Below are 22,052 nucleotides of genomic sequence, written 5' to 3' on the forward strand. Positions count from 1 at the left end.
TGGATACCCTGATTCCATGTCCACGCCCTCGCCCCTGACCTTGCACGACGACCGCCTGCTGCCCGCCGACCCTGGCACGCGCGCGATCGCACGGCGCCTGTATGCGCAGGTCGCCGCGCTGCCGATCATCAGCCCGCACGGCCATACCGACCCGGCATGGTTCGCCACCGATGCGCCATTCGCCAATGCCACCGAGTTGCTGCTGGTGCCGGACCATTATGTGTTCCGCATGCTCTACAGCCAGGGCATCGCGTTGGACGCATTGGGCATCCCGCGGGCGGACGGGTCGCGCGCGGCGGTGGACCCGCGCGCGGCGTGGCGCGTGTTCGCCGAGCACTACACGTTGCTGCGCGGTACGCCGTCAGCGTTGTGGCTCAACCATGTCTTCCATGACGTGTTCGATTTGCGCATCCGGCTGGATGCCGGCACCGCCGATCATTACTACGACCACATCACCGCCGCCTTGCAGACAGCGGCGTTTCGCCCGCGGGCCTTGTTCGAGCGTTTCAACATCGAGGTGATCGCCACCACCGAATCGCCGCTGGACACGCTGCAGCACCACGCGGCCATTCGCGCCAGCGGCTGGACGGGACGCGTGCTCACCGCGTACCGGCCGGACCCGGTGGTCGACCCCGAACACGAACAGTTTGCCGGCGCGCTGCAGCAGTTTGGCGCGCTCACCGGCGAGGACGTGCTGAGCTGGCAGGGCTATCTGCGTGCGCATCGGCAGCGCCGCGCGTTCTTTGCCGCACACGGCGCAACCTCCACCGACCATGGCCACCCCAGCGCGGCCACCGCCGATCTGTCGCCGGCCGAGGCGCAGCGCCTGTTCGACACCGTGGTGCGCGGTGCGGCCACGCCGGCGCAGGCCGAGCTGTTCCGCGCGCAGGTGCTGACCGAGATGGCGGCGATGAGCCTGGACGATGGCCTGGTGATGCAGCTGCATCCGGGCTGCTTCCGCAATCACAACCGGCAGCTGTTCCAGACCTTCGGGCGCGACAAGGGCGCCGATATTCCGATGCGCACCGACTACGTGCATGCGCTCAAGCCCTTGCTGGACCGGTTCGGGAACGACCCGCGCCTGCACCTGATCGTGTTTACCCTGGACGAGACCAGCTACAGCCGCGAGCTGGCGCCCCTGGCCGGGCATTACCCGTCGCTGTTGCTGGGCCCAGCCTGGTGGTTCCATGACGCGCCGGAGGGCATGTGGCGCTTCCGCGAGCAGACCCTGGCCAGCGCCGGCTTCTGCAACACCGTGGGTTTCAACGACGACACCCGCGCCTTCCTGTCTATTCCGGCACGCCACGATGTGGCGCGGCGCGTGGACAGCGCGTTTCTCGCCAGGCTGGTTGCCGAGCATCGCCTGGATGAGGATGAAGCGGTCGAGGTGGCGATCGATCTGGCCTACCGCTTGCCCAAGCGGGCCTACCACCTGTGAAGGTGGGCGAGGCAGCAGGCAGCGATGCCCACCCGTGTGCACGAAGGGCGAACATGCCGTGCGTGCATAGACGGCAGAAGAGTGTCGCGCCATGACGCGTGCCGGCAGGCAGGCACCGGTGATGCGCGATTTGAGGCGCTGCGCAGGTGTTGCACGTGTGGCGATGCTCTGCATCTTCATCGTCATGCCCGCGCTGGCAGCACCACCGGCGCCTACCGAACTGCCACGTGAGCGGGTCTCGCTCAACGCGCAATGGCGCTTCCACCGCGGCGACCCTCCCGGCAATCGCCAACTCCTGGATTACGACATCCGCCCGCAGGTGCTACGCAGCGAAGACGGCAAGGTGGCCGATGCCCGGCCCGAGCAGGCGCAGCACCTCGATGCCGCCGCAACACGCGTGCTCAAGCCGTGGATCCTGCCCACGGCTAATGCGTTGATTGCAGACCCGGCAAACCGCCACGTCCGCCCACCCGGGCATCCGGGCAGCAGCGTGGCCTTCGTGCAGCCGCAGTTCGACGACAGTGGCTGGGAGCGCGTGGATCTGCCGCACGATTGGGCCATCGCCGGGCCGTTCCTGGCCGATGGCCCGTACGGCGGCATGGGGCGCCTGCCGAGCTGGGGCGTGGGCTGGTACCGCAAGACGCTGGACATTCCGGCCAGCGATCGCGGACGTTCGCTGTTTCTGGATCTCGATGGGGCGATGGCCTATGCCACGGTCTGGCTCAACGGCAAGCTGGTCGGCGGCTGGCCGTATGGCTACAGCTCCTGGCGCGTGGACCTGAGCCCGCACGTGGTGTTTGGTGCGCGCAACCAACTGGCGATCCGCCTGGACAACCCGCCCGACTCGGCGCGTTGGTATCCCGGTGGCGGGCTGTATCGCAATGTATGGCTGACCAGGACCGCGCCGCTGCATGTCGCGCACTGGGGCACGCAGCTGACCACGCCGCAGGTGTCGGCCGACACCGCGCAGGTGCAGCTGGCAGTCACGCTGGACAATGCCGCCCGCAGTGCGGTGCAGGCGCAGGTGAGCACCGTGATCTATGTGCTCGACGCTGCACGCGGTACGCGCAGTGGCGAGCCGGTCGCGCGCATTGCCGCCATGCGGGTTGCGGTTCCCGCGGGCGGGAGCGCACGCGTGCAGGGCAGCACGCAGATCGACCATCCACGTCTCTGGGGCCCGCCGCCCACCCAGCGCCCACATCGCTATGTCGCAGTGACCGAGGTCCGCCACAATGGCCAGCTGGTGGATCGCTACGAAACGCCGTTCGGCATCCGCAGCATCGTGTTCGATGCCGAGCAGGGCCTGCTGGTCAACGGCGAACAGGTGCCGATTCGCGGCGTGAACAATCATCACGACCTCGGCGCGCTGGGAGCGGCGTTCAATGTGCGCGCCGCCGAGCGGCAACTGCAGCTGCTGCAGCAGATGGGCGCCAACGCCATCCGCATGAGCCATAACCCGCCCGCGCCGGAGCTGCTGGAGCTGACCGACCGCATGGGCCTGCTGGCGGTGGACGAGGTGTTCGACAGTTGGCAGATGAAGAAGACCCCGCTGGATTTCCACCTGGTGTTCCCGCAGTGGCACGAGCCGGATCTGCGCGCGATGCTGCGGCGCGACCGCAATCATCCCTCGGTGATGCTGTGGAGCGTTGGCAACGAGGTCGGCGAGCAATACACCGGCGAGCAGGGCGCGGCGATCGCACGCACACTGCACGCCATCGTGCATGAGGAAGACCCCTCGCGCCCGGCCACGGTGGCGATGAACTACGCCTCGCCCGAGATGCCACTGCCCGCTGCACTGGATGTCATCAGCCTCAACTACCAGGGCGAGGGCATCCGCGACACACCGGAATTCGCCGGCACCGAGCGCATCCGCAAGCAACCGCAATACCCGGCGTTCCATGCGACGTTTCCGCACAAGGCCATCCTCAGCAGCGAGACCGCCTCGGCCTTGAGCAGCCGCGGCGTGTATCTGTTTCCGGTGACGCCGGACGCCAGCGCGCCGGTGCGCGATGGGCGCGGCGGCGATTCAGTCGTGCACCAGGTCAGCGCCTACGAACTGCACGCGGTGGACTTCGGCTCCAGCGCCGACAAGGTGTTCGCGGCCCAGGACCAGCATCGGTATGTTGCCGGCGAATTCGTCTGGACCGGTTTCGATTATCTGGGCGAGCCCACGCCGTACTACAGCTCGCGCAGTTCCTACTCCGGCATCTTCGATCTGGCCGGTTTTCCCAAGGACCGCTACTGGCTGTATCAGTCACGCTGGCGCCCCGACCTGCCGATGGCGCATCTGCTGCCGCACTGGACCTGGCCCGGCCGCGAGGGCCAGGTCACGCCGGTGCATGTGTTCACCTCCGGCGACGAGGCCGAGCTGTTCGTCAACGGCGTCTCGCAGGGGCGCAAGCGCAAGGGCCCGCTGCAGTACCGGCTGCGCTGGGACGGTGTGGTCTACCAGCCCGGCGAGCTGCGCGTGCAGGCGTACAGGCAGGGCAAACCCTGGGCCAGCGACCGCGTGCAGACCGCCGGCAGCGCCGCGCGCATGCAGGTGATGCCCGACCGCAGCCGCATCCGTGGCGACGGGCAGGATCTGAGCTTTGTCACCGTGCGCCTGTTCGATCGCGCCGACCGTCCTGCGCCGACCGCTGGCGACCGCCTGCGTTTCCGCATCGAGGGCCCGGGCGAACTCGTCGCCACCGACAATGGCGACCCCACCAACCTGGAGTCGTTCGCCGCGCCGCAGCGCAACGCCTTCAACGGCCTGTGTCTGGCGATCGTGCGCGGCAAGGCCGGCGTGCGGGGCACGATCACCGTCCATGTCGAGTCCGACAGCTTGCAGGCGGCCAGTGCGCAGGTGGTGGTGGAGTGATGGGGCTGCTGCTCGGCAAGTGTGTGGCACGTGCAGGTGAGCTGTCGCGTGCGGATGGCGATGCGGTGCCTGCACGCAACAGATGCGATGGATGCAAACGTGCTCCCGCGTTCGCTAGCGTGGTTGCTGGATTCAAACGCACCTGGCAACGCATAAGCTGCGATCCCGCATTGGCGCGCATTGCCAGTCACGGTCAGCCGCGAAGAGAACAGAAAACGCATCCGATCAGGAAGCCTGTCATGCAAGAAAACAGTACGCGCGCATCAACCTGCCTGAGCATTGCGTTCGCCGTCATCAGCGCCGTCACTGCACTGCCAGCCTCCGCTGCCTGCGACACCCGCAGCACGTCGCTCCGGCGCGCCTACGCCGACGGCTTCCTGATCGGCACCGCCGTCAATGCCGACATCGTCTCCGGCAAGGATGCCGCTTCTTCCGCGCTGGTCGCCTGCCACTTCAATGCCGTCACCGCCGAAAATGTGATGAAGGCCGAGGTGGTTGCGCCACGTCCGGGCGTGTTCGACTTCAGCGCCGCCGATGCCTTCGTCGCCTACGGCCGCAGCCACGACCTGTTCGTGATCGGCCATACGCTGGTCTGGCACAACCAGACGCCGGACTGGTTCTTCGTCGATGCACAGGGCAAGCCCAACACCGCCGACGCGCAGCTGGAGCGCATGCGCGCGCACATCGCGCAGGTGGCAGGGCGGTATGCCGGCAAGGTACAGGCCTGGGACGTGGTCAACGAGATCATCGACGAAGACGGCAGTTACCGCGATACCAACTGGGTGCAGCGGGTCGGCGACGGTGACACCGTGGTGCGTAACGCCTTCGCCTTTGCCCAGCGGTATGCACCGGATGCGCAGCTCTACTACAACGATTTCAACGCCTGGCGGCCGAGCAAGCGCGACGGGATCGTGCGCATGGTCAGGATGCTGCAGCAGGCCGGCATCCGTATCGACGGCGTGGGCATGCAGGGACACTGGGGGCTCAACTACCCCAGCCTGCGCGACATCGAAGACGCCATCGATGCCTACGCCGCGCTCGGCATCAAGGTCATGATCACCGAGCTGGACATCGACGTGTTGCCGCTCACCAGGGAAGGCCAGGTCATCGGCACCGGCCTTGCACACAAGCAGTTCCAGCTGCCGGAATTCAAGCGCTTTCTCGACCCGTATCGCGATGGCCTGCCAGCGCAGGTGCAGGCGCAACTGCGTGATCGCTACGCCGAATTGTTCGCGCTGTTCTGGCGCAAGCGCGACAAGCTCGCCCGCGTCAGTGTCTGGGGCGTCACCGACGGCATGTCATGGAAGAACGACTACCCCGTGCCGGGGCGTACCAATTATCCGCTGCTGTTCGATCGCAATCACCAGCCCAAGCCGGCAGTGGATGCGATATTGGCGGTGCCGGCGCACGCTGGCGAGCGCTAGCATGGTGGCCAGCGTGCGCAGCAGACCTGCACACGCATGGTGGCATCATGGCCCGACTTCGTTACTGGACTGACCGATGCGCTTACCGCCCTATCTGCTGTTGGCCGTTCCGCTGCTGGCCATTGTCGCTGCCTGGACGAAAAAGGAAGCTCCGCCGCCGCGCTTCACGGCGATCGGGCACCTGGAAACCTTCGACCAGCGCTTCGGTAAGGTGGTTGCGGCCGACGCGCGCATCGAGAAGCTCACCGAAGGCTTCACCTGGTCCGAGGGCCCGGCCTGGGTGCGCAATGGCGGCTATCTGTTGTTCACCGATGTGCCGGAAAATAAGCTTTATCGTTGGTCCGAAGACGGAGGCTTGTCGGTGTTTCTGTCGCCCTCCGGCTATAGCGGCCCGGAGCAGGCGACCTTACGCGAGGCCGGCGCCAACGGTCTGTATGCCGAACCTGGCGGCACCGTGCTGCTGGCCGATTCCGGCACGCGCATCGTCGCCAGGCTCGACCCGGTCACGCGCAAGAAGACACCGCTGGCAACGCAGTTCGAAGGCCACCGCTTCAACAGCCCCAACGATCTGGTCCGCCGCAGCGATGGCGTGGTGTTCTTCACCGACCCGCCGTATGGCCTGAAGGGCATGAACGACTCGCCGGTCAAGGAACTGCGCTTCAACGGCATCTACCGCCTGGACACCGACGGCAGCGTGCACCTGCTGGACGACAGCCTCAGCCTTCCCAACGGCATCGCCCTGTCGCCCGACGAGCGCACCTTGTATGTGGCCAACTCCGATCCGCAGCGCCCGATCTGGATGGCCTACACGCTCGACGCCAACGGTGCGGTGACCGGCAAGCGCGTGTTCGCCGACGCCTCCGATCTGGTGGCCAAGGACGCGCCCGGCCTGCCCGACGGCATGGCGGTCTCCGCCGACGGCCACCTGTTCGCCACCGGCCCCGGCGGCGTCATCGTGTTCGCCCCCGACGGCCGCAGGCTGGGCCGCATCGAAACCGGCGAGGCCATCTCCAATTGCGCCTTCGGCGACGACGGCCACACCCTCTACATGACCTCGCACGCGATGCTGACGCGGGTGCGCGTCAAGGCGCGGGGCCTGGAGTTTGCAAGGTAGCACCCGGTAGCCCGCCACACCCAGTCGCCGCTCTTGTAGGAGCGGCCCTGGCCGCGATGAAGCGTTACCGAAAGACCCGCACGACAAGTCGCTTTCCCTTCGAGCCAAGACTGCGATCCGGCTTGGATGCACCCCACCTCGCTTAGCGTGTGGCTTCCGCCCCGCCCAACACCAACACATCATCCAGCTCCGGCCCGCCGCCACGGTTGCCGCTGCCCGCAACGATGTACAGATCGTCGCCGATGGCGGCAACCTGGGTGCCATGCCGCCCTTGCGGCAATGCTGCCAGCGTCGTCCAGGTGGATGCGGCTGGGTCGTAGGCTTCCACCTCGTCGTGCGCCTTGACCTGCCGCATGCTCTCGCCACCGATGACCAGCAGGCGGCCATTGCGTGCGATGGCCGCAGTGCCTGCGCGCTGCGTCGGCAGCGCAGCCGGTGCTACCGACCAGGTGCCGCGCTGGATGTCATACACATCGACGTCGGGGATCGTTTGCGCCAGGGTATTGCCGCTTTCGTGCGCCGACCTGCGGCCACCGGCGGCATACAGTTTTCCGTCGAGCACCACTGCATGGAAATGATCGCGGGCACGCGGTGCGTCGGCCAGCTGCGTCCATTGCTGCGTTCTGGTGTCGAACGCATCCAGCCATGGCACATAACCGCTCATATGGCCGCGCGTGTTGCCGCCCACCAGGTACAGCACGCCGTCGTGTTCTACGGCGCCTGCCGCGCCGCGGCGGCGATGCTTGGGAATCTCCGGACCCACCTGCCAGTGGTCGGTGCGCGGATCGTAGATCAGCAGATTGCTCAGCGACGCTTCCTCGGGATAGTCGCCGGTGAACCCGCCCACGACGTACAGCTTGCCCGACGACACCACCGCCTGCGCGTGGCTCACCATCAGCGGCGGCGCACTGCCCTGCGACCAGCGGCGCGTGCGGGTGTCGAAGATCTCCAGCGGGCGCTGATCGCGTCCGCCGACCAGATACAGGCGATCGCCAATGGCCACCATGCTGTTCTCATGGCGCGCATGCGGTTGATCGCGTGTGCTCAGCACCTGCCATTGGGGCGACTGTGTCGATTGCGCCGATGTGGTTGCCGGCGCCGCTGCGTCGGCAGCCTGCGCAAGCACGGGGAGCATGCCGATTGCGGCAGTGAGCAGGCCCGCGTGGAACGAGGTCTTCAACAGGCGCATGCAGCACTCTTGCGATAGCCGTGGCAGGCCAGTGTAGCGACACATGCACGGCGATCCAGCTTCCCAAGCAGGCTGATCTGCGGCTGCGCCTGGCGCGGCGGATGTCGCTTGCCGGTGCATGCTGAGCGAGAGCTCGCCTTGGCGACCGCGCAAGCGCGCGCCGCGTATCGCCGAGTCACCTCCACCGGCGTGTGGTGTGCGCAGGCCCGCTGCCAGCCTCTTCACATGCAGCAGCACGGCGCATGCGAACACTACGGCAACTCGATGCGACAGGAGCAACCCGTGCCACGCACACCAGCAAAGCAGGCGATTTCGACACTGCCACCCAGGAACGTTGCCAACGCAGCGGCACGCGGACTGCGCTTGCGCGAACAGCACGGGCGTGGCGGCACCGCGATCGGCGTTGCGCGCGCGCGCGACCTGTCGGCACAGACGTCGCTGTCCACGCAGACCATCCGGCGCATGCATGCGTACTTCGCGCGTCACAGCGTGGACAAGAATGCCAAGGGCTGGGCCGATCGCAGTGCGCCGTCTGCAGGCTACATCGCCTGGCTGCTCTGGGGCGGCGACGCCGGCCAGCGCTGGGCGGCGCGGCTGTACCAGCGTCTGCACGATGCAGCCAGCGCGAAGACCAAAGCAGGAAAGGGCACAGGCACCAGCAACACGGCCGCCGCTGGCGCCAGTGGTACGAAGACACGCACCGCCGGGCAGACCGCAGCAAAACGCACCGCAAGGAAGACCGCCGCAAAGAAGGCCGCAAGGAACACAACCGCAACGGCCTCCACGAAGAAACCTTCGGCGAGAAAAGACGCAGCCGGCAAAGCAGCGGCCGGTAGCGCGGGGACATCAACGTCCAGGTCGTCGACCGGTGCCCGCAAGGCCACCGGCACGACGGCAGCCAAGAAGGCGGCTGTAAAGAAGACCGCAGCAAGGAAGACCGCAGTCAAGAAAGCGACGGCGAAGAAAAGACCTGCAAAGAAGACTGCGACAAAAAGGACCGCCGCTCGCCGACCTGCGGCCAGCAAGAGCGCCTCCACGCGCAGCACTGCAAAGAAAGGCGAGGGCAAGGCTTCAGCGCCATGGAACAAGCCGGATCCGAAGCGTGCTTCGCGCTCAGGTTCGCTTTCTCCAGCGCAGAAGACGCAGGCCAGACAGCGCGCCAAGGCAGCGGGCCGGCCCTATCCCAACCTGGTCGACAACATGGCCGTGGTACGTAAGGGCAGCGCTGCCAAGCGGGCAGGCGGAGCGGGCGCTGCGAAGAAAACCGGTACGCATTAGCCGCAACCGGGTGTGGGGATGGCCGCCCTGGCTGGCCCGGGGCGCCGGTGAAAGCTGCGCGCGCAGTGTCTATAGTGGACCAGCTCGCCCATGCAGATGCGATCCGGAGCTCCGGAAGAGCACACGCACACTCGCCTCATCCTGGACAAGGACGCTCGTGAAGATTTTTCTACCCGTGTTATCGGCCCTGCTGTACGGCGTTGCGCTATGCCTGCCTGCATTGCATGGCGGCAATGATCACCTGGGTGGCTTCGTCATCCTGCTGCTTGGCTGGATGCAGGTGGTCGATGGCCAATGCGTGGCCTGGATGAGCAATCCGTTGTTCTTCCTGGCGTGGCTGTGTTACCTCTTCAAGGTGGACAAGGTGGCGGCGGCGCTGTTGGTAGCGGCGTGCCTGATCGGGCTGGATACCTTTCGCGCAACCCGGTTCGACAAGAACGAGGCGGGCCACCAGGTCATGATCGACCACGTGGGTATCGCGTTCTATGTGTGGGAGCTGAGCTTTGTTGCGCTGCTCGTCGTGGTGCTGATGCGCCTGTTCGGCACCGCTGGTGCCGTGCAGGGGCGGCAGGCGAAGTGATCCGCAAGCAGGCCGAAGACGCCTGGGCAATGCGGATATTCGTCCGGCCGGCACGCCGCCGCCGGCATCAGTGCAGCACCATCGACAGCAGCCACGTGCAAAGACAGACATACGCCAGCAATCCCAGGCTGGCGGCCAGGGTGGTCCGCATGATTGCCGACTCCTGCCCCACCAGTTTGACCGCAGCGGCGGCAATGGCGATCGACTGCGGCGAGACCAGCTTGGCCATCACGCCGCCGGCGGTGTTGGCCGCCACCAGCAATGCGGCCGGCACGCCGATCTGTGCCGCCGTCACCGCCTGCAGATGCGCAAACAGCGTATTGCTGTTGACCACCGAGCCGGTGATGAACACCCCCATCCAGCCGATGACCGGCGACAGCAGCGGAAACACGCCACCGGCCTGCGCCAGTGCCAGACCGATGCTCGACGATGCGCCGGAATAGTTGGTGACATAGGCCACCGCCATCACCAGCGACACGGTGGCCAGCGGTCTCCACATTTCCCTCGCCGATTGGGCCAATTCGCCGGTCGCCGAGCGCAGGGTCAGGCGCGGCGACAGCAGTACCGTGAGCACCGCGGCGATCAGGATCGCCGTGCCGGAAGCGTTGAGCCAACCGACATTCCACACCGCAGGCAGCGTGCGCACGCTGGCCACCAGTGGCGGCACTTCCTGCACGCGTTGATCGAGCAGGCCGACGGGCAGATGCAAGACCGTGGCGGCAAGCGCGCCGTCTGCGGCAAACAGTGCCTTGAACGCAGGCAGGCTCCATACCAGGATCGCGCCGGTCAGGATGTAGAACGGCGACCACGCACGCAGCACCTGGGCAAGCGTCCAGCGCTGGGTGGAGCACGGCGGCGCCTGTGCTTCGCGGTAGATGCGCCTGGGCCGCCAGAACCGCATGAACAGGGCCAGCCCCCCCATGCCGGCCAGCGGGCCGACAATGTCCACCAGTTCCGGACCCAGCAGGGACAAGGTCACCGTTTGCACGCCGCTGAACACCACGCCGACAAACAGCAGCACCGGCCAGGTCTCGCGCACGCCACGCCAGCCATCGAGCATCGCCACCAGCCCCGCCGGCACCAGCAGTGCGCAGACCTGCACCAGCGCGATCAGCATCAGCGACATCTCGTCCAGGCGCACGCCGCCCTGCTGCGCGCCCACCAGCACCGGGATGCCGATCGCCCCGTAGGCACCCGCCGCGCCATTGGCGAGCAGGCACAGCATTGCCGCCTTGAGCGGACGGAAGCCCAGCTCCACCAGCAACGCCGCGCAGATGGCGATCGGCACGCCAAACCCGGCCGCACCTTCCAGAAATCCGCCGAAGCAGAACGCGATCAGCAACACCTGGATGCGCTGGTCCTCGGACACCGTGGCAATACTGCCGCGGATCACCTCGAACTTGCCGCTACGGATTGCCAGCTTGTACAGCCACACCGCCATCAGCACGATAAAGCCGATCGGGAAGATGCCGTTGGCAATGCCCAACAGCGCGGCGCCCACGATGCTGGCCATCGGCATGCCGAACACCAGCGACGACACCGCCACCGAGACCAGCACCGCCAGCGACGCGGCGGTCAGCCCCTTGAGCCGCAGCAGCGTCAGCGCCAGCAAAAAGAACAGCACCGGCAACGCGGCCAGCAAGGCCGAGAGGTTGGCGTTACCGAGCGGGTCGTAGAGTTGTTGCCACATGGTTGGACCTGCGCGGGTGGTGAACGGGAAAGGGGACGCTTACGGTGTCGGAACAAGATTGGCGCACGGCGAGCCCGCACTGAAATCAGCGAGGTTGCGCAGGGTGATTTCGGAGATCTCCTGCAGCGCCTCGGCGGTGAAGAATCCCTGGTGCCCGGTGACCAAGACATTGGGGAAGGTCATCAGGCGCTGGAACGCCTCGTCGTCGATGATCTCGCCCGAGCGGTCCTGAAAGAACAAGGCGCTTTCCTGCTCGTAGACATCGATGGCCAGATGGCCGAGCTGGCGGGACTTGAGCGCGCGGATCACCGCATCGGTATCCACCAGCCCACCGCGCGAGGTGTTGACCAGCATCGCCCCCGGCTTCATCGACGCCAGCGCCGCATCGTCGATCAGGTGCTGCGTGGCCGGTGTCAGCGGGCAATGCAGCGAGACGATGTCTGCACGTGCAAGCAGCGTCTCCAGTTCCACCCGCTGCCCGATCGCAGCGAAGCCGGGTGTGGGATAGGGGTCAAAGCCCAGCACGTCGCAGCCCATCCCGTTGAAAATACGTGCAGTCGCCAGCCCGATCTTGCCCAGCCCGACCAGGCCCACCGTCTTGCCGTGCAAGGTGCGGCCGAGCAGGCCGTTGAGCATGAAGTTGCCCTCGCGCACGCGGTTGTAGGCGCGGTGCGTCTGCCGGTTGAGCGTCATGACCAGCGCCAGGGTGTGCTCGGCCACCGCTTCGGGTGAGTAGGCCGGCACGCGTGCCACGAACAGGCCAAGTGCGGTGGCCGCGGCAAGGTCCACATTGTTGAAGCCGGCGCAGCGCAGCAGCACCGCGCGCGCACCGCCGGCGTGTAGCGCCTGCAGCACAGCCGCATCGAGCTGGTCGTTGACGAACACGCACACCACCTGGCACCCCTGCGCCAGTGCGGCCGTCTGCAGATCCAGCGTTGCCTCGAAGTAAACGAACTCGGCTGCACATTCCGCGCCCAGGCGCAGTTTTGCTTCGTCGAGAAAGCGCTTGTCGTAAGGGCGCGTGCTGAAGACAGCCATTTTCATGCGGAAAACTCCATAGGTGCGGAAATACGGTAGCTCACCCAACCGGGCCTCTTCCACCGCGTTTTTGCCAATCGCCGCGACCCCGACCAGCTCCAGTGGCGATGCGGACATCGAACCTGTGCCGGGGTTCGTTACTGCACAGCGCGCACCCACACTACGCGAGTGCGCCCGTGTGCGACGGTCTGGCGCTGGTGCGCGCGCGTGGTGGTGACCGGCAAGGCGCACATCGTGCAGGTCACGGAGGCGGACGCGTCCGCTTGCTTTCGCCACGGCAACGGTCGGAGCAGTACTTCACCTGGTCCCACACGCGCTCCCACTTCTTGCGCCAACGAAACGGCCGCCCGCAGTGCATGCAGGGTTTCTCAGGCAACTCGTGTTTCTTGCGCATGGCCATGCGGCGCTTGAGCCTAACCGGAGGTGGGTGGAGCGTGGATGAGGCCAAGCATGTCATGTCGCGCGGTGCCCTGCAGATGCCGGTGCAGGCAACACGCTCCGTGCCGCTGGCGACCCACGGGCAACGCGGCCTTGCTTCGCTGCCCCGTATCGGAACAGACACGTTGCTCTCGCGTGCAGACGGCACAGGCAGCCTTCTGTCTCCAACGCAAACAGGATAGGGCAGGCTCCTCTCTCCAATCCGGACGAGGGCAACAAGCACACCTGCCCCCGTGCAAGGGAGCAGGTGCCGCAAGCGCCACACCAGGGCGCTTGGCCCATACGGGTCACCTTCGGCGTGATTTCACCGCAGCCAGCGCAGGTGCCACGCGGCTGATCAACAGCACGCCGCGTCCCACCGTGACCTGCAGCGCATCGCCAACCGCGAAACCGCAGTGTTCCAGCCAACGTCCGGACAGCCGCAGCTTGGGCACCGCGCAGCCGACGACATCCTCGGCCCGCCGCACATCGTAGTGCTGGCAGCTCATGGTGACCCGCTCGGGAATACGGAAGCCGGGCTTGCGCAACGGTGGGGTGGGCGCTGGCGATGGATCTGCCGCCGACTCCATGTCGGTCACGGCGGACACCGAGCTCTGCCTTGATCCGGTACGTGCGACAGCAGAGCGCTTGGCCGGCGATGCAGGGCGTGCATGGGCGGTTACGTGGGGATGGGTCATATCGAACTCCTTGTGCGATAGGAAGTCCGCCACCTCGCTGCTAAACAAGGGTGGCGAACGATGCGCGGTTAGCAGACCGGTCACAAGGAACCGGCAGACCTTGCGGTCTCCGCGCACCGCCCGCCGTAAAGCGAGCACGCCTGCCCACGCGACACGTCGGGCAAAAGAAAAGCGCCGACATCGTGCAATGGGCGCTGGTGCGCCTTGTGATTACAGGCTGCTAAACCCGGCTGCGGAATGTGCCGCAGCACAGGGATCTTGCTACTCGCCAACACAGCGAGTCAAGACAGGACGGCACGGCGCTCAACCGATCTGTCGGATATGGCGTATCGTTGCGTCCAACGGCGACTTCGTTCTCCCACTACGAGAAAGCGATGACTTCCAGTGCCCAGACGCCAGACCGTACGATTCCGCTGCTACCGGCTCGCTCCATCGAGCGCACCGTCGCCTTCTACCGGCGGCTGGGCTTTGTCGGCGATGCGCATCCGCACGATGCAGGCTACGCGATCCTGACCCGTGGCGAGGTGGAACTGCATTTCTTCGCGCACCCGGACCTGGATCCTGCTGCCTGCTATGCGGGGTGCTACATCCGGGTTGGCGATGTCGAGGCGGTCTACGCCGCCATGCGTGCGGCGGAGCTTCCGCTGCACGGCATCCCCCGGCTCGATCCTGTCGGCGACAAGCCCTGGGGAATGCGGGAATTTGCGCTTGTCGACGAGAACGGCAACCTGCTCAGGATTGGGCAGGTGATCGGTAAGTAGGCACCCAATCGCCCGCTGCATCTGCGTGCCTGCCTATCCGCAACAGGCCGCGGATCGGGTAGCTCGATGGGCGGTGTTCTGCGCATTGCTGCCCGCCAATCGCCCCCTGCAGACATCGGACCTTTGCATGCGATGTCATCGGGCGATGCAGTGCGACGCATCACCCCAAGTCAATGGCCCGCTGTATCTCTGCTGGGGTTGCTTTGCCCAGCGCAGCGTAGGCAGCGTGCAGCGCCTGCACGAAACGCGCATCGCCGGAAAGCGACGCGAATACCGCATCCACGGTGAGGAATGCCGCGATGTCATGGGCGGCATCGCCGGTGGTCGAGCGGCCGATGTCGCTTAGCTCTTCGCCCAGCGGATCGACCAGGGCCGCTCCATGACCAGCCTGCCTGCACACGAACTGCAGCCAGGCCGCCACCGGAATGCAGAGCCGGTCGATCCGCCTCCCGGCAGCCAGTGCATCGCCGATGACGGCGAGCAGGCGTACCGGAATCTTCTGCGAGCCGTCCCAGGCGATCTGGGCGAGCAGGTGGCGGATGGCGGGGTTGCCGAAGCGGGCCAGGATGGCGTCGATGTACTGCTGCGCGTCGAAGCCCGGCATGGGCTGCAGGGTGGGGGCGATGTCTTCGCGCATCAGGGCTTCGACGAAGGCGGCCAGTGGCCGGTGGCGCATGGCGTCGGCGACGGTTTCCAATTCGAGCAGGCTGCCGAGATAGGCGAGTGCGGAGTGCGGGCCGTTGAGCAGGCGCAGTTTGGCGCGTGCGTAGCCGGCGATATCGTCGCTGAGGATCACGCCTGCGCGTTCGAACGCGGGGCGGCCGTTGCAGAAGCGGTCTTCGATCACCCACTGGCTGTAGCGCTCGCGCTGGATCGGCCAGGCGTCGCGCAGGCCGGTTTGCGCTTGTACTTGCGCGCGCAGCGCGTCGTCGCTGGCGGGGGTGATGCTGTCGACCATCGAGCGTGGGAAGGTGGCCTGCTGGTCGATCCACGCCGCAAGCGCTGGATCGTGTTGCTGGGCGAGCCGCAGCACCGCGCGGCGCAGCAGGCTGCCGTTGTCGGGCAGGTTGTCGCAGCTGAGCACGGTGAACGGCGCAATACCCTGCTGCCTGCGCTGGTGCAGGCCGGCGACGAGATAGCCGATGGCGCTGCGCGGTGTGCCGGGGTGGGCGATGTCGTGCGCGATGTCCGGATGAGTGAGGTCGAGCGTGTCGCCAGCCAGGCAGTAGCCTTTTTCCGTGATGGTGAGGGTGACCAGCCGCACGGCGGGATCGGCCAGGCGCGCGAGCACGGCGGCCTGTTCGTCGGCGGCGCACAGCACCTCGCGGATGGCGCCGATGATGCGCAGTTGCGGGTGCTCGTCGAGCAGGGCGAGGGTGTACAGGCCGTCCTGTGGGCGCAGCGCGTCGCGCACGCCTGGGCTGTGCAGGGAGACGGCGCAGATGGCCCAGTTGGGATCGTCTGCGAGCAGGTCATCGATGTAGACGGCCTGGTGGGCGCGGTGGAAGGCGCCTGCGCCTAGATGGACGATGCCGATGGTGGTTGCAGCTGTGCCATAAGCGGGCGTTGAAACCACTGGCGCCAGTGTGGCGAGGGTACCGAGCGAAAGACGTGGGGCTTGCATCGTGGTGTCTGCGCATTAGGGATGTGTGGTGGAGTCGCCTGCGCCGTACCCTCACCCCAACCCCTCTGCCGAGGGGAGAGGGGATTGGGCAATCGCGGCCGGAGGGTTTCTTTGCCCACGTCCGCAGAGCGAGGGGCTTTGCAAGGCGCTACTTGTCGGTGACGGTGAAGCGTTGCCTGCTGCGGATGTCTGCGCTGGAGGCGCCGATCTGCACCTCGTAGGCGCCTGGGTCCACTGCGTAGGCCTTGCGCTGCTCGTCGTAGATGCGCAGGGCGTCTTGTGCCTTGATGGTGAAGCGCAGCTGGCGTTGTTCGCCCGGCTGCAGGGTGATGCGTTGAAAGCCGCGTAGCTCCTTGCCGGCGCGTTCGCGTTGCGGCGTGAGCGGATGCAGATACAGCTGCACCACTTCATCGCCGGCGCGTTGGCCGGTGTTCTTCAGCGTGACCGTGGCCGTGAGCATGCCGTCGGCCGCCAAGGTGGTGCGATCGAGGCGCAGATCGGAATAGGCGAACTGTGTGTACGACAGGCCATGGCCGAACGGGTACAGCGGCTTGCCGGCAAAGTAGCGATAGGTGCGCCCGCGCATGGCGTAGTCGTCAAAGGCGGGCAGGCGCTCGTCTTCGCGGTAGAAGGTGATCGGCAAACGGCCGCCGGGGCTGGCCTGGCCGAACAGCACATCGCCCACCGCGCTGCCGCCGCGTTGGCCGGGGTACCAGGCCAGCAGGATGGCGGGCACATGCTGCTGCGCCCAGTCGATGGCCAGTGCCGAGCCGGTGGTCAGCACCGCGACCACCGGCGTGCCGGTGGCCTGCAGCGCCTGCAGCAACTCGCGCTGCGGTTTGGGCAGGCGGGTGTCGGTGCGGTCGCCGCCCGCAAAGCCGGGATAGTTGACGTCCATCTCCTCGCCTTCGACATCGCCGGTGAGCCCGCCGACGAACACCACCACCTCGGCATTGCGTGCGGCGTCCACCGCCTCCTGCAGCGGCGGTTTGGCGCCGGGCATGCGCCAGGCCAGGCGCACGCCGGCATCGCGGGTGGCCTCGAAGTACTCCACGCGCAGGTCGTAGGCCTTGCCGCCTTCCAGCGCAACGCTGGCATTGCCGCCGCGCATGCGCGGGGCCTGGCTCCATTGATCGATGAGCAATTTGCCATCCAGATACAGGCGCACGCCATCGTCGGCGGCGATCTGCAGCTCGTAGCTGCCCGACACCGGCGGCAGCAGCTGGCCATGCCAGCGCACGCTGAAGTCGTCCTTGGCCAGCGCACGCTCGGCCTGCAGTTCACCGCGGCCCACTGCATCATCGGTGGGTGCGTTGCGGTCCCAGCGGAAGGCGATGCGCGGGTCGATGCGGGTCAGCACCGGCTGGCCGGCCAACGCACGTCCACGGAAGTACTCGCCGGTGAGGCCGTTCTGCTTGGCATCCGGCGACGGTCGCAGATAGCGCGTGTCGATCGGTGCGGCGGCGTTGGGGTCTTCGCGCCCCTCCACCAGGTCGCTGCCGCGTGCGTAGACCACCTGCGCCTGCGGCGCGGCCTCGCGGATGCCCTGCAGGATGGTGACCGGCGCAGCCGGGGTGCCGTAGTAATTGCCCAGCAGCGACATCGGGTCGTCGGCGGTGGGCCCGATCACGGCGATGCGCTTGAGCGTGGGTTTGAGCGGCAGCAGGCCATCGTTCTTCAGCAGTACCAGCGATTCGCGCGCGGTGCGGCGCGCCAGTGCATCGTGCTGCGGCGATTGATTGGCCGAGGGCGGAATCTGCGCCCACGGCACCTTGGCCGGCGGGTCGAACATGCCCAGGCGCATGCGCGTGGTCATCAGCCGCTTGAGCGCGGTGTCGATGCTGGCTTCGTCGATCAGGCCCGCCCGCACCGCCGCCGGCAACGCGGCGTAGGTGTCGCCGCAATCCAGGTCGGTGCCGTGCTTGACGCCGAGCGCGGCGGCGGCCTCGGGCGTGGGCACGATCTTGTGGTTCTGCCAGATATCGCGGATGGCGGCGCAGTCGCTGACGATATAGCCCTCGAAGCCCCAGTCGCGGCGCAGGATGCCTTCCAGCCGCGTGCTGGCCGAGGCGGATTCGCCGTTGACGCGGTTGTAGGCGCCCATCACCGCGGCGACCTTGCCTTCCTGCACCAGGGCCTGGAAGGCGGGCAGGTAGGTCTCATACAGATCGCGTTCGCTGGGATGCACGTCGAAGTGATGACGGTCCGCCTCCGGGCCGCTGTGCACCGCGAAGTGCTTGGCGGTGGCATCGAGCTTGCGGTACGGGCCCTGCTGGGCCTGCAGGCCCTGCTGGGCCTGCAGGCCCTGCACGAAGGTCACGCCCATGCGCGCGGTCAGGAACGGGTCTTCGCCGTAGGTTTCCTGCCCGCGACCCCAGCGCGGGTCGCGGAAGATGTTGATGTTGGGCGACCAGAAGGTGAGCCCCTGGTAACGCTTGTGCTCGCCGCGTGCCAGGAACGCGTGATGCTTGGCGCGTGCCTCGTCGCCGATGGCGATGGCCACCTCGGCCATCAACGGCGTATCGAAGGTGGCCGCCAGGCCGATCGCCTGCGGAAACACGGTGGCGCCGCCGGCACGCGCCACGCCGTGCAGCGCCTCGTTCCACCAATCGTATTCGGGCACCTGCAGGCGCGGGATCGCCGGGGTGGCGTTCTGCATCTGCGCGGCCTTTTCCTCCAGCGTCATGCGCGCCACCAGGTCGGCCGCGCGTACATCGAACGGGCGCTGGGTGTCCAGGTATGGCGGCGGCGTTGCGGCCTGCGCGCCGGTGGCGGCAAGCGCCATCGCCAGCAGTAAGCCGCGCGCAGGTGGGCGACTCGGGGTGGTGGCGCGGTGGGCGGGGTGCGAATGCATGGTCAGTCCTCCTGGGTGCGGTGCGGTTCCAGCTGGGCAAACGGCCCGATCATGCTGCCGACGAAGCCGCCGGCCTGTGCGGTGCTGAGCATGCCTGCATCGTCGTTGCGGCGTAGCGATTTCCAGCCGCGCCCATCGGCATCGAAGGCGAAGCTGTACGCCCCACCGTCGCCGCTGATCTGCAGGCGCAACTGTGCGGTTGCGTGGATGCGTGTGCGTGCGAGCGTGGTGGTTTTTGCGCCATCGCGCTTGTCGAGGAAGACGTCCAGCGCATCGCCGTTGCGTCGCACGCCCAGCGCATACCACGCGTTGGAATTCTGAAAGGCAGCAAGCCCTGCGCTGATGCCGGCCTGCGTGGGTACCGCCAAGGCCGTGCTTGCGGTAAAGCGCGTGTGCTGCTGGCGACGCGCGAGGAAGGCAGGTGTGGCGGTGCTGTCCAGGCCGTGTGCATTGGCATGCAGCGTCACCCAACCGGCGCGCGTGCGCAGGTTGGCCACTTCATGTCTGGGCACACGTAAGTAAAGCCATTCGCGCTGTAATGAGGTGCCGGCGAAGTCGTCGCGCCAGGTGAAGTTGCCCGACAACGGGGCTTGATCGGCCGGTGTCTTGCCGCCGCGCGGGCTCTGTGCGTGATACGAAATCGGCTCGCCGGCCGGCAGGATCGACGGCCAACCATCGCGCCAGTGCACCGGCAGCAGAAAGGTTTCGCGCCCGGTGTTGTAGCGCTCGCCCGCATACGGGCGGCTGGCCAGAAACACCGCCCACCATTGCCCGTCCGGTGTGTCCACCAGATCCACATGCCCGGCATTGCTGATCGGATGCGCGCGCTCGGCCGGAAGGTCGCGCTGGGTCAGGATCGGGTTGTGCGGCGAGGCCTCGAACGGCCCCCACACGTTGCGGCTGCGCAGCACCACCTGCGAATGCTGCGGCCCGGTGCCGCCTTCGGCACACGAGAGGTAATACCAACCGTCGCGTTGATACAGATGCGGGCCTTCGATCCAGATCGGCTTGCTGGCCAGGTCCACGCCACCGTTGAGCAACACCTTGCGTGGGCCGACCGGTTGATTGCTGGCGATGTCGAAACGCTGCATCCAGATCGCGCGATGGCCGTCGTACAACGGCGTGCCTTGCGGCGGGCCGTTGTTGAGTAGATACGCGCTGCCGTCGGTGTCGAAGAACAGCGACGGGTCGATGCCATCGATGCCCGGCAACCACGTCAGTGGCGACCATGGACCTGCGGGATTGCTGGCACTGGCGATGAAATTGCCGCCGCTATCGACCGATGTACCTACGACATAGAAACGTCCGGCATGATGACGGATGCTGGCAGCGAACATGCCGCGCGACACGCCCAGCCCGTCGTAGTCGAGCTGCTCGCGGCGTTCGACCACATTGCCGATCTGCGTCCAGTGCACAAGATCGGTACTTTCGAACACCGGAATCGCCGGGAAATACGCAAACGTGGAATTGACCAGGTAATAGCGCTCGCCTACGCGCGTCACGCTGGGGTCCGGATAGAACCCGGCCAGCACCGGATTGCGGTAATGACCGGCCGGCAGCGGTTTGGTGAACACCGTATCGTCGCCACGATAGTCGAACCAATCGAAAGCGACATCGGCCTGCGCTTGCGCCTGCACGGTCGTGGGTGCGAGCACTGCGATGACAGCGCTCAACACCACGTGGCGAGCCAGCATCAGAGCAACGCAGGCGGCGCGCAGACGCCGCAGGCTCGACGCCGGCTCCGCATGCCGGACAGGCCCGCTTGGCTGCCGCAAGGGCGTTGTATGGGGGGCGCCTGGACGCACCGCGCTAGACCGCATCACCAGTCCCACATCGCGCCGTCTTCCAGCCGCGCCACCGGCAACTGCTTGGGCACGTACGGGTACTTCGCCGCCAGGGCTTCGTCGATGTCCACACCATGCCCGGGTGTTTCGCCGCAATGCAGGCGTCCGTCGCGGAACACGTAATCGTGCGGGAACACCGCATTGGCCTCGTCGGAATGGAACATGTATTCCTGGATGCCGAAGTTGGGCACCCAGGTGTCGAAGTGCAGGGCCGCGCCCATGCACACCGGCGACAGATCGGTGGCGCCGTGGAAGCCGGTGCGCACCTGATACAGCGCGGCGAAATCGGCCAGCCGGCGCACGTGGGTGATGCCGCCGGCGTGGACGATGGTGGTGCGGATGTAGTCGATCAACTGCTGCTCGATCAGGTGCTTGCAATCCCAGAGCGAGTTGAACACCTCGCCCACCGCCAGGGGCGTCACCGTGTGCTGGCGGATCACTTCGAACGCGCGCTGGTTTTCCGCCGGCGTGGCATCTTCCAGCCAGAACAACCGGTACGGCTCCAGGTCGCGGCCCAGGCGCGCGGCTTCGATCGGTGTGAGCCGGTGATGCGCATCGTGCAGCAACTCGATCTCATCGCCGTGGTCGGCGCGCAGCTGCTCGAACAACTTCGGCACCACACCCAGATAGCGCGGCGTGGACCACACCGTTTCGGTGGGCAGTTCGCTTTCGGCCGGTTCGTACGGCTTGCCGCCGCTGGAAATGCCATAGGTCTTCTTGATGCCGGGCACGCCGCACTGCGCGCGGATCGCGATGAAACCCCGCTCGCGAAAGCGGCCCACCTCATCGCTGGTTTCGGCGATGTCGCGGCCATTGGCATGGCCGTACACCAGCGCGCCCTCGCGCGAGCGCCCGCCCAGCAGCTGATACAACGGCAGGCCGGCCATCTTGCCCAGGATGTCCCACAGCGCCACGTCCACCGCGGCGATGGCGCTCATCGTCACCGGGCCGCGCCGCCAGTACGCGCCGCGATAGAAGAACTGCCAGATGTCCTCGATGCGGCCGGCATCGCGGCCGATCAGGTTCGGCACCAGGTGTTCCTGCAGGTACGCTGCCACCGCCAGCTCACGGCCGTTGAGCGTGGCATCGCCCAGCCCGGTGATGCCCGAGCGGGTGCGGATCTTCAAGGTGACGAAGTTGCGCCCGGGGCAGGTGACGATGACGCGCGCCTCGACGATCTCGCGATCGCGGGCCGAGCCTTGCAGCGGAGCAGGGGAGTCGGGAGTCTGTGACATCGTGG

Annotated in this window: 16 protein-coding genes; 6 read left to right on the top strand and 10 right to left on the bottom strand. The window is 66.8% G+C overall.

Annotated features, from left to right (window positions below; translation table 11 throughout):
* Window positions 1-16 precede the first annotated feature (16 nt).
* From uxaC to EO139_RS03175, 4 genes are all read left to right on the top strand, one after another.
* Complete coding sequence (gene uxaC, locus EO139_RS03160) at window positions 17-1,438, top strand: glucuronate isomerase (protein ID WP_126947283.1); 1,422 nt, start codon at window positions 17-19, stop codon at window positions 1,436-1,438.
* 184 nt (window positions 1,439-1,622) lie between these two features.
* Entirely contained in the window at window positions 1,623-4,301 is a 2,679-nt protein-coding gene (gene galB, locus EO139_RS03165; RefSeq protein WP_126969316.1) for a beta-galactosidase GalB, read from the top strand.
* 239 nt (window positions 4,302-4,540) lie between these two features.
* Window positions 4,541-5,725: an endo-1,4-beta-xylanase gene (locus tag EO139_RS03170; RefSeq protein WP_164739705.1), complete on the top strand. Its 1,185-nt coding sequence runs from the start codon at window positions 4,541-4,543 to the stop codon at window positions 5,723-5,725.
* Between the two features lie 76 nt (window positions 5,726-5,801).
* Complete coding sequence (locus tag EO139_RS03175) at window positions 5,802-6,839, top strand: SMP-30/gluconolactonase/LRE family protein (RefSeq protein WP_126969279.1); 1,038 nt, start codon at window positions 5,802-5,804, stop codon at window positions 6,837-6,839.
* Window positions 6,840-6,981: 142 nt separating this feature from the next.
* Here the strand turns inward: EO139_RS03175 and EO139_RS03180 are convergent, their stop codons facing one another.
* Both EO139_RS03180 and EO139_RS21810 read right to left on the bottom strand, forming a co-directional pair.
* Window positions 6,982-8,028 (bottom strand): kelch repeat-containing protein, encoded by a 1,047-nt coding sequence (locus EO139_RS03180; protein WP_126969280.1) that lies wholly within the window; start codon window positions 8,026-8,028, stop codon window positions 6,982-6,984.
* Between the two features lie 539 nt (window positions 8,029-8,567).
* Window positions 8,568-9,179 carry a hypothetical protein gene (locus tag EO139_RS21810; RefSeq protein ID WP_126969318.1) on the bottom strand — a complete coding sequence of 204 codons (612 nt, stop codon included), beginning with the start codon at window positions 9,177-9,179 and terminating at the stop codon, window positions 8,568-8,570.
* Between the two features lie 284 nt (window positions 9,180-9,463).
* Between EO139_RS21810 and EO139_RS03195 the strand changes: the two genes are divergently transcribed.
* A complete protein-coding gene (locus tag EO139_RS03195) occupies window positions 9,464-9,886 on the top strand; it encodes a hypothetical protein (protein WP_104584323.1) in 423 nt (140 codons plus the stop codon).
* Window positions 9,887-9,953: 67 nt separating this feature from the next.
* Here the strand turns inward: EO139_RS03195 and EO139_RS03200 are convergent, their stop codons facing one another.
* The 4 genes from EO139_RS03200 to EO139_RS03215 all read right to left on the bottom strand — a co-directional run bounded on the left by EO139_RS03200 (window position 9,954) and on the right by EO139_RS03215 (window position 13,639).
* Entirely contained in the window at window positions 9,954-11,576 is a 1,623-nt protein-coding gene (locus tag EO139_RS03200) for a lactate permease LctP family transporter (protein WP_126969281.1), read from the bottom strand.
* Between the two features lie 39 nt (window positions 11,577-11,615).
* Window positions 11,616-12,620 carry a 2-hydroxyacid dehydrogenase gene (locus tag EO139_RS03205; protein ID WP_126969282.1) on the bottom strand — a complete coding sequence of 335 codons (1,005 nt, stop codon included), beginning with the start codon at window positions 12,618-12,620 and terminating at the stop codon, window positions 11,616-11,618.
* Window positions 12,621-12,855: 235 nt separating this feature from the next.
* The gene (locus tag EO139_RS03210; protein ID WP_104584391.1) at window positions 12,856-13,014 is read right to left on the bottom strand and encodes a DUF2256 domain-containing protein; all 159 of its coding nucleotides are present in this window, start codon (window positions 13,012-13,014) and stop codon (window positions 12,856-12,858) included.
* 325 nt (window positions 13,015-13,339) lie between these two features.
* Window positions 13,340-13,639: a SymE family type I addiction module toxin gene (locus EO139_RS03215; RefSeq protein WP_241235901.1), complete on the bottom strand. Its 300-nt coding sequence runs from the start codon at window positions 13,637-13,639 to the stop codon at window positions 13,340-13,342.
* Window positions 13,640-14,103: 464 nt separating this feature from the next.
* Here EO139_RS03215 and EO139_RS03220 point away from each other — a divergent pair, with 464 nt between their 5' ends.
* Window positions 14,104-14,490, top strand: coding sequence for a VOC family protein (locus EO139_RS03220; RefSeq protein WP_126969283.1), 387 nt, complete (start codon window positions 14,104-14,106; stop codon window positions 14,488-14,490).
* 160 nt (window positions 14,491-14,650) lie between these two features.
* On the opposite strand, the gene EO139_RS03225 is transcribed toward EO139_RS03220, so the two are convergent.
* The 4 genes from EO139_RS03225 to manD all read right to left on the bottom strand — a co-directional run bounded on the left by EO139_RS03225 (window position 14,651) and on the right by manD (window position 22,047).
* The gene (locus EO139_RS03225) at window positions 14,651-16,114 is read right to left on the bottom strand and encodes a mannitol dehydrogenase family protein (protein WP_126969284.1); all 1,464 of its coding nucleotides are present in this window, start codon (window positions 16,112-16,114) and stop codon (window positions 14,651-14,653) included.
* Window positions 16,115-16,262: 148 nt separating this feature from the next.
* Window positions 16,263-18,899, bottom strand: a complete 2,637-nt coding sequence (locus EO139_RS03230; protein WP_206515113.1) for a glycoside hydrolase family 3 protein — start codon at window positions 18,897-18,899, stop codon at window positions 16,263-16,265.
* Window positions 18,900-18,970: 71 nt separating this feature from the next.
* Window positions 18,971-20,641, bottom strand: coding sequence for a glycoside hydrolase family 43 protein (locus tag EO139_RS03235; RefSeq protein ID WP_164739712.1), 1,671 nt, complete (start codon window positions 20,639-20,641; stop codon window positions 18,971-18,973).
* Window positions 20,642-20,787: 146 nt separating this feature from the next.
* Entirely contained in the window at window positions 20,788-22,047 is a 1,260-nt protein-coding gene (gene manD / locus EO139_RS03240) for a D-mannonate dehydratase ManD (RefSeq protein ID WP_126969287.1), read from the bottom strand.
* Window positions 22,048-22,052 lie beyond the last annotated feature (5 nt).

The sequence above is a fragment of the Xanthomonas sp. BRIP62411 genome (assembly GCF_003993525.1).
Taxonomy (GTDB): domain Bacteria; phylum Pseudomonadota; class Gammaproteobacteria; order Xanthomonadales; family Xanthomonadaceae; genus Xanthomonas; species Xanthomonas euroxanthea.

Bases quoted from the DNA above. Each gene is read 5' to 3' on its own strand.
- uxaC (WP_126947283.1), top strand. From the start codon at position 17: ATGTCCACGCCCTCGCCCCTGACCTTGCACGACGACCGCCTGCTGCCC.
- galB (WP_126969316.1), top strand. From the start codon at position 1,623: ATGCCCGCGCTGGCAGCACCACCGGCGCCTACCGAACTGCCACGTGAG.
- EO139_RS03170 (WP_164739705.1), top strand. From the start codon at position 4,541: ATGCAAGAAAACAGTACGCGCGCATCAACCTGCCTGAGCATTGCGTTC.
- EO139_RS03175 (WP_126969279.1), top strand. From the start codon at position 5,802: ATGCGCTTACCGCCCTATCTGCTGTTGGCCGTTCCGCTGCTGGCCATT.
- EO139_RS03180 (WP_126969280.1), bottom strand. From the start codon at position 8,028: ATGCGCCTGTTGAAGACCTCGTTCCACGCGGGCCTGCTCACTGCCGCA.
- EO139_RS03200 (WP_126969281.1), bottom strand. From the start codon at position 11,576: ATGTGGCAACAACTCTACGACCCGCTCGGTAACGCCAACCTCTCGGCC.
- EO139_RS03205 (WP_126969282.1), bottom strand. From the start codon at position 12,620: ATGAAAATGGCTGTCTTCAGCACGCGCCCTTACGACAAGCGCTTTCTC.
- EO139_RS03210 (WP_104584391.1), bottom strand. From the start codon at position 13,014: ATGGCCATGCGCAAGAAACACGAGTTGCCTGAGAAACCCTGCATGCAC.
- EO139_RS03220 (WP_126969283.1), top strand. From the start codon at position 14,104: ATGACTTCCAGTGCCCAGACGCCAGACCGTACGATTCCGCTGCTACCG.
- EO139_RS03225 (WP_126969284.1), bottom strand. From the start codon at position 16,114: ATGCAAGCCCCACGTCTTTCGCTCGGTACCCTCGCCACACTGGCGCCA.
- EO139_RS03230 (WP_206515113.1), bottom strand. From the start codon at position 18,899: ATGGCGCTTGCCGCCACCGGCGCGCAGGCCGCAACGCCGCCGCCATAC.
- manD (WP_126969287.1), bottom strand. From the start codon at position 22,047: ATGTCACAGACTCCCGACTCCCCTGCTCCGCTGCAAGGCTCGGCCCGC.